Source organism: Streptomyces triticirhizae (assembly GCF_003696235.1).
Taxonomy (GTDB): Bacteria; Actinomycetota; Actinomycetes; order Streptomycetales; family Streptomycetaceae; genus Streptomyces; species Streptomyces triticirhizae.
This window is the reverse complement of record NZ_RFFJ01000069.1, coordinates 20,875-27,402: the sequence shown is the minus strand read 5'-3', so window position 1 is coordinate 27,402 and position 6,528 is coordinate 20,875. Positions and strand designations below refer to the sequence as shown.

Sequence of the window (6,528 nt, the reverse complement as noted above, 5' to 3'; positions counted from 1 at the left end):
CCAGCGGCGCGCACCCGACGGTGCCGGCCGCCAGGACCGGCGCGACTCCCGTGGCCGCGCCGGGAGTTGCCCCCGGCGGCCACGAGGCCCCGGCCGGGCCGGCCAGCGGGGCGCGGCCCGTCGTGCCGGAGGCCCGAGCGGGCATAGGACCCACCACCAGGACCACCGGCCGCCACGCCCTCGGCGCCGAACGCCCGCCGCTTCCGGCCGAGGCCCCGACGGCGGACGGCGGTCCGGCGCCGGCGGCCTACGGCGGGCAGGGCGGCGGGTACGGGGAGCCGGGCCCGTACGGGGAGCGGGCGGGCCATGCCCACCAGGCCGGTTACGGGGACGCGGCCGGCAGCGGCTACGCGGACCGGGCCGGTGGCCCGCCGAGCGGGCCGCTGCCGGTGCGCGACCTCGCCTCGCGCGGCCCCGAACACGCCCACGCGCCGGACAGCGCGCCCGTGGTGACCGGCAGCGGTCTGCCGCTCCGCACCCGGGTCGCCTCCGCCGGCGGCGGGGCCACGGACACCGGGCGCAACCGCACGGTCGACCCGGAGGAACTGCGCCGCCGGCTCGGCGGATTCCAACGAGGGGCCAGGGAAGGGCACCGGGACGCCGCGACCCTGGCGGCCTCCGGCGAGTTCGGGGCCCCCGGGGAGTTCGCGGCCTCCGGGGAGTTCGGCGGGGAGGCCCCCGCCCACCCGGTCGCCCGCCCCGACCAGGGACCGGGCCAGGGGGCAGGGGAAGGACCCGGCGAGAGACCCGGGCGCTATGGAGAGGAACAGCCGTCATGACCTCCGGGACCGGAACGCGGCAGCAGGAAACCGCCAGCCGTGGCGGGCGCGATCTGCGGTGGCTGCTGGGCAGGTTGGTGGACGAGGTGCCGGGCGTGCGTTCCGTCGCCGTCGTCTCCACCGACGGGCTGCCGCTGCTCTCCTCGGAGTCGGGGCCCGACGGCGCCCCCGCGCCGGTCGGGCTCACCGGCCCGCCGACGCCGCGCTGGCCCGGCGGCACGCCGAGCGGCGCGGCGGCCGACCTGGCCACCGTGGTCTCCGGCCTCGGCTCCCTCACCGGTGGGGCGGCCGAACTGATGGACGGCGGCCAGGTGAAACAGACACTGGTCGCCATGGAGACCGGCAACCTGCTGGTGATGGCCATCTCCGACGGCTCCCTGCTGGGCGTCTACACCGAGCCGACCGCCGACATCAGCGTGGTCACCTACCAGATGGCCCTCCTGGTCGGCCGCGCCGGCCACCTGCTGACCCCCGAACTCCGCGCGGAACTCCGCCAGGCGACCGCCGCGCGGTAGCCCGCCGGCTCGGCCTTCGGGGAGCGGCGGGCGGCGTGCCGCGTGGCATCCTCGCGGCAGTTGACCCGTCGTCGGGTCCCGCCCCCCGGGGGGGACCCGACAAGGGGCGCCTCAGGGGCGGGCGCCGGCCTCGTCCACGACCGAGCGGTCGATGACGGCCGTCGCATAGGTCGTCTCGCCGGCCCTGATCGGGGCGGCGTCCTCCCAGGCGATGTCCCGCACGGCGACGGTACGCCTCCCGAGCAGTTCGAACGACTCCTGGTCGAAGACCAACTCCTCGCTCTGGTCCGGGTTGTAGGCGTCGACCCTGCCGACCCCGACCCCCGGGCGGCCCGTCGCGTCCACCGCGTCGGGCACCAGCGTCACCCCGGGGATGAGCGCGGCGGCGCCGTAGAGGGCGGCCGCCACCTCCGGCGGCACCATCGAGTCGCCGACCAGGTCACCGATGAGGACGAACGCGTCCTGATCCGCGTCATGGTCCTCGTCGCCCGGCTCCTGCTGCGCGTAGAGCCACGCCAGCATGGCCTCGGGGTCGGTCGGCAGCGTCTCCAGGAAGCGGTAGCAGGACGACATGCCCTCGCTTCCGGGAGCGGGCACCGGGTCGGGTTCGAGCGGGATGTCCTCCGCCTCGCCGCCCTGGCGCAACAGCCCGTCCCTGGTGCCGTCCACGGCCGCCCAGACCTCGCGTTCCTGGAGGGCCTCGTCCAGGTACTGGACCACGCTGGAGACGTACACATACTGGTCGTCACGGATCTCCGCCGGGGCTTCGGCGGCGGCCTGGGTGGCGACCTGGTCCAGCAACTGGACGGCGGTCGCCGGGGTTTCGCCCGCCGCGGGGCCGGCCTCGGTCTCCGTGCCGCGCTCGGGGTCGTCGGAGGCGCCGGGGGCGCCGCCCACCAGCACGACGAGGGCCAGCGCTCCGGCCACCGCCGGCAGGCCGACGGCCGGCAGCAGCCACCTCCGCCCGTTGGACCTGGAGCCGCCCGGTTCGGGGGCCTGGTGGATCTCGCGCATCAGATGCTCCTTGAGCTGTTGGTGACGGCCCGGCGGGAGGTCCCGTTCGGAAAGCGACTGCATGTCCTTCATGGGGTGTCCTTCCGTCCTGTGGGCCAGGCCGCCGCTCGGCGGCCACCTCTCACCTGTCCTCGGCGACGCGACGGTTCCGTGTCGTCGGCCGCCGGTCGGGCGGCGCCGCGCGCCTCGGCCGTCGCCGCGAGCTTGCGCCGCGCGCGGGACAGCCGGGAGCGGACGGTGCCGACGGGGATGCCGAGCGCCTCGGCGGCCGTCGCGTAGTCGTGACCCGACCACACGCACAGCGCCAACACCTCGCGCTCGGGCCGCCGCAGCGTGGCCAGCGCGAGGCGCACGGCCGCCAGCGAAGCGGCGTCGTCGATCCGCCCCGCCACCTCGTCGGCGAAGTCGCGGACGGCCTCCGGCCGGGGCAGCCGCGACAGCGCCGCCGCGTGCCGTCGCGCGGCGCGCCGGGAGTTGCGGACGACGTTGGTCGCGATCCCGAGCAGCCAGGGCCGCAGCGAGCCCCCCTCGACATCCAACCGGCCGCGCAGCCGCCAGGCTTCGAGGAACGTCAACGACACGGCGTCCTCGGCGGCTGCCCAGTCCCCGGTGAGCCGGAAGGCGTGGTTGTAGACGGAGCGCGCATACGCGTCGAACAGCTCGGCGAAGGCGTCCTCGTCCCCGTCCCGAATGCGGGGCCGCAGTTCTGTCGTCATGTCCCATCCCTGTCCGCCCGCCGCCACGCGTTCCCGCCCGCCCCGTGACCCGTGTCACCACCGCGCCGGCTCGGCCTTCGGGGAGCGGCGGGCGGCGCCGCGCTGGACGTCAGCCCGGGCGGACCGCGCCCTTGACGGGGGCGTGGGCCAGGGGGGTGACCGTGACCTCGCGGCCGGGTGCGGGTGGGTGGACGACCGTGCCGTCGCCGGCGTAGAGCGCGGTGTGGCTGGCGTCCTCGTGGTAGATCACCAGGTCGCCCGGGCGCAGTTGGTCCAGCGGGACCCGGGGCAGCAGCTCCCAGCTGCGGGCGCTGGTGCGCGGCACGGTGACCCCGACGTGTTCCCAGGCGCGCAGCGCCAGTCCCGCCGGGTCGAACGCGGCCGGGCCCTCGGCGCCCGCCTCGTAGGGCTTGCCGCGCTGGTCCAGCGCCCAGCGCACCGCGCGCTCACCCGGGGCGCCCCCGGCGTCGTCCGGCTCGTCGTCCGGTTCGTCGGGGGGCTCGTCGTCCGGTTCCTCGGCGGGCTCGTGCGCGGCGAGGAACTCCGCCTGCCGCTCGGCGGTTTCGCGTTCCTCCAGCGCGGTCACCCCGGTCAGCTGCTCCTCGGTCAGCCCGGCGAGCAGCCCCGCCACCTCGTTCATCCGGTCGTGGGCGTCGTCCCGCCGCGCGCGTTCCTCCTCGACCAGCCGGCGTTCCTCCTCCCACGCCTGCTCCGCCTCATTCGCGAGGGTGTCGGCGGTCCGTTCGGCCTCAGCCAGCCGGCGGACCTCGGCCAGGTGGCCGGCGGCGGCCCGGCGGGCCACCGTGGTGTGGTGCAGCGCGCGGGCCGGTTCCTCGTCGGTGAGGAGCAGGCGCAGCACGGGCGGCAGTTCGGGCGCCCCGCCGTGCCGGTACTCGGCGGCGGCCAGCCGTCCGGCGGTTCTCCGGGCGCCGGCCAGCGCGCCCCGGGTGTCGGCGAGGCGCGCGGTGAGGCGTTCCAGCTCGGCGCGCTGCTCGGCGAGCCGTTCCCCCGCCTCGTTGTACGCCTCGGTGGCGGCGCCGGCCTCCCGGTACAGCTCGCGCAGCTCGGTCAACAGGGCGGTGGCGTCGGCGGGTTGTCCTGACGGCTGGTCGGCGGCCGAGGCCGGGCCTGCCGTGAGCGCGGTCGCGGCGAGCAGAAGCGCTGCCAGGGCGGTGTTCTGTCGGGGCATCAGACGGCTCCTCGGGATCGACGGAGCGATGGTGTGCACAGCCGCGCGCCCCGCGCACGCCGGGAGGCGCGAACGGGTGGCGCGCGCCGCGCCCATGCGCCGTGCGCCGCGTCCGGGGCTACTCCGTGGCTTCGCCGTCGTTCCTCAGCCGTCGGCGGTAGGCGCGGGAGGGGACGGCGTCGGGGGCGTGGACATAGCGCCAGCCCTTGGGCAGCCGCAGCCGCCGGGTGTGGCCGGCCGGCTCCAGGTGGTAGACGTGCACGGCGGACAGGCCGCCCGCCCCGTCCGGCACCGGCACCTCGTAGACCTTGGGCGGCCGGCCGGTGGCTCCCACCAGCACCGGCAGGGACTCGCCGTCCAGCGGCCCGCCGACGAAGGGCGTCTCCACAGCTCGCACCGGTGCAGTGTAAGAGGTGTCCCGCGCGGGGCCCGGCTCAGGAGCCGGCCGGTTGGGGGGCCACCGCGCGCAGCGCCCGGTCGAGGAGGCCGGCCACCCGGCCGCCCGGCGGCTCCAGCGCGGCCGCCGCGCGCAGCATCCGCGCCGTCTGCCGGTCGTGCGTCGCGGTGACCATCAGCTGCCCCACGAACAGGTCGACCAGGTAGTCCCGCAGCTCGGTCAGCCCCAACTCGCCCTCGTCGAGGGAGATCAGCGACATCGCCTCGACCGTGCTGATCCAGGAGCGCACGGCGGTGCGCAGCCAGGGCCCGGGGCGGGCCACGGCCATGTGGCTCAGCACCGCGCGCGCCGCCGAGCGCCGCACGCCGTCGACGATCGCCGTGGTCCGCGCCGTCTCGACGACGCTGCCGCCGCGCAGCAGCGCGGTGAAGCCCTCGCCGTGCTCGCGGACGAACGCCAGATAGCGGTCCAGGCCGTAGCCGAGCCGCTCGCTGAGCGCGCCCTCGGCCGGCACCTCGAAGCAGGCGGCCAGGCGTTCGGCCGCGTGTTGCAGCGCGGCCTCGTACAACTGCTGCTTGCCGCCGGGGAAGTAGCGGTAGACCAACGGCCGGGAGACCTCGGCGAGCCGGGCCACGTCGTCCAGCGACACGTCCTCCGGCGTGTTCCTCGCGAAGAGGCGCAGCGCGGCGGCGATCAGCTGGGCGCGGCGCTCGTCCACGGTCAGACGGCGGTAGGCCGGCGCGCGTGGTTCGGGGTGGCCGCTCATGTTCCGCAGCGTAGCCGCACGCCCAGGCCGGCGCGGCAACGCCCGCCGCCGCGCAACCGGTTCGGGCCGGCCGGCCCCGGCCCCGTTCAGGCCAGCAGGCCGGAGCCGCGCCACATGCGACGGGCCGCGCCGCGCAGCACGCCGATGTCGTCGAGGAAGTCCGTCAGCCGCCGCGCGCCCTCGCGCATCACCTCGCGCCGGTGTGCGCTCTCCCGCGCCTGGGCGATGGCCTCGCGCCGGTCGAGGCCGACGTTCGTGTACACCTGCGGGTTCACAAACGCGACGGAGAAGATCCGGGCGAACTCGCCGCTGGCGAGCCGGGTCAACTCCCGTTCCCAGCGCGGCGCCGAGATCATCTGCCGGCGCAGTTCCTCCCTGGCGTAGCGGACATGGCGCGCCTCCTCCACCACGTGGATGCGGGTGACGCCCCTGATCAGCGGCTGTACGCGCTCGTCGGGGAAGGTCAGGCGCTGCATCCAGTCCAGCACCTCCTCGCCGAGCAGGGTCGCCACGAAGGAACCCGGCGTGGTGGAGACCGTCTTGAAGACCCGCGCGATGTTGTGGTGGACGCGCGCGGGCGGGTAGTGGGGCGTCTCGCCCTGTGTGATCACGCGTGCGAACATCATCGAGTGCCGGCACTCGTCGGCGATCTCGGTGAGGGCGTAGCGCACATGGGCGCTGGTCGCCGGCTTGTCGTAGATGTGCCGGACCAGCAGCTGCATCAGGATCAGCTCGAACCAGATGCCCAACGAGGCGAGCGCCGCCGCCTCGTGGCGGGAGAGCGCGATCCGCTGCTCCTCGGACATCCGGTACCACAGCGGGGTGTCGTAGAGGGAGACCAGCTCGGGCGGCCAGTACCAGAGGCCGTCCTGCCAGGGCTGGTCCCAGTCGAGTTCACGGTCAGGGTCGAAGGAGTGCCGTGCCGACGCCGCGAGCAACCGTTCGGCCACCTGCTCACGGTCCTTGAGCGCGCCGAGTGCGTCGTGCGGCGTCGGAACATCGGCCAGATCGTCAGCCACGCTTCCGGAGAGAGCCATGCTCTTATGAGACTCGCTGTCAACAAGACCGTCAATGCTCCGCGCGGAAGAAGTTACGCGCGGGTAGCGCCCTGGGCGCGCGGCGCGGGCGCCGCGTGCCCCCGGGCCCGCGCGC

Annotated in this window: 7 protein-coding genes and 1 pseudogene; 2 read left to right on the top strand and 6 right to left on the bottom strand. The window is 75.7% G+C overall.

Going from position 1 to position 6,528, the window contains the following annotated elements; translation table 11 throughout:
* Positions 1 to 779: pseudogene (locus EBN88_RS30555) on the top strand (hypothetical protein); the annotation flags it as partial.
* Entirely contained in the window at positions 776 to 1,294 is a 519-nt protein-coding gene (locus tag EBN88_RS14410) for a roadblock/LC7 domain-containing protein (protein WP_122184272.1), read from the top strand. The pseudogene EBN88_RS30555 and the gene EBN88_RS14410, both read left to right, overlap by 4 nt.
* A gap of 111 nt (positions 1,295 to 1,405) precedes the next feature.
* Here EBN88_RS14410 and EBN88_RS14405 read toward each other — a convergent pair whose 3' ends face one another.
* From EBN88_RS14405 to EBN88_RS14380, 6 genes are all read right to left on the bottom strand, one after another.
* Positions 1,406 to 2,380, bottom strand: a complete 975-nt coding sequence (locus tag EBN88_RS14405) for a CU044_5270 family protein (protein WP_122184271.1) — start codon at positions 2,378 to 2,380, stop codon at positions 1,406 to 1,408.
* Positions 2,377 to 3,024, bottom strand: a complete 648-nt coding sequence (locus EBN88_RS14400) for an RNA polymerase sigma factor (RefSeq protein ID WP_122184270.1) — start codon at positions 3,022 to 3,024, stop codon at positions 2,377 to 2,379. The genes EBN88_RS14405 and EBN88_RS14400 overlap by 4 nt, the downstream gene beginning before the upstream one ends.
* A 109-nt stretch (positions 3,025 to 3,133) precedes the next feature.
* A complete protein-coding gene (locus tag EBN88_RS14395) occupies positions 3,134 to 4,213 on the bottom strand; it encodes a C40 family peptidase (RefSeq protein WP_122184269.1) in 1,080 nt (359 codons plus the stop codon).
* 118 nt (positions 4,214 to 4,331) lie between these two features.
* Positions 4,332 to 4,610, bottom strand: a complete 279-nt coding sequence (locus EBN88_RS14390; RefSeq protein ID WP_122184268.1) for a hypothetical protein — start codon at positions 4,608 to 4,610, stop codon at positions 4,332 to 4,334.
* A 37-nt stretch (positions 4,611 to 4,647) separates the two neighbouring features.
* The gene (locus EBN88_RS14385; RefSeq protein ID WP_122184267.1) at positions 4,648 to 5,376 is read right to left on the bottom strand and encodes a TetR/AcrR family transcriptional regulator; all 729 of its coding nucleotides are present in this window, start codon (positions 5,374 to 5,376) and stop codon (positions 4,648 to 4,650) included.
* 86 nt (positions 5,377 to 5,462) lie between these two features.
* Positions 5,463 to 6,413 carry an AurF N-oxygenase family protein gene (locus EBN88_RS14380; protein ID WP_122184266.1) on the bottom strand — a complete coding sequence of 317 codons (951 nt, stop codon included), beginning with the start codon at positions 6,411 to 6,413 and terminating at the stop codon, positions 5,463 to 5,465.
* Between the last annotated feature and the right edge of the window lie 115 nt (positions 6,414 to 6,528).

Excerpts from the sequence above, each read along its gene's own strand:
- EBN88_RS14395 (WP_122184269.1), bottom strand. The coding sequence starts at position 4,213 with ATGCCCCGACAGAACACCGCCCTGGCAGCGCTTCTGCTCGCCGCGACC.
- EBN88_RS14380 (WP_122184266.1), bottom strand. The coding sequence starts at position 6,413 with ATGGCTCTCTCCGGAAGCGTGGCTGACGATCTGGCCGATGTTCCGACG.
- EBN88_RS14385 (WP_122184267.1), bottom strand. The coding sequence starts at position 5,376 with ATGAGCGGCCACCCCGAACCACGCGCGCCGGCCTACCGCCGTCTGACC.
- EBN88_RS14410 (WP_122184272.1), top strand. The coding sequence starts at position 776 with ATGACCTCCGGGACCGGAACGCGGCAGCAGGAAACCGCCAGCCGTGGC.
- EBN88_RS14405 (WP_122184271.1), bottom strand. The coding sequence starts at position 2,380 with ATGAAGGACATGCAGTCGCTTTCCGAACGGGACCTCCCGCCGGGCCGT.
- EBN88_RS14400 (WP_122184270.1), bottom strand. The coding sequence starts at position 3,024 with ATGACGACAGAACTGCGGCCCCGCATTCGGGACGGGGACGAGGACGCC.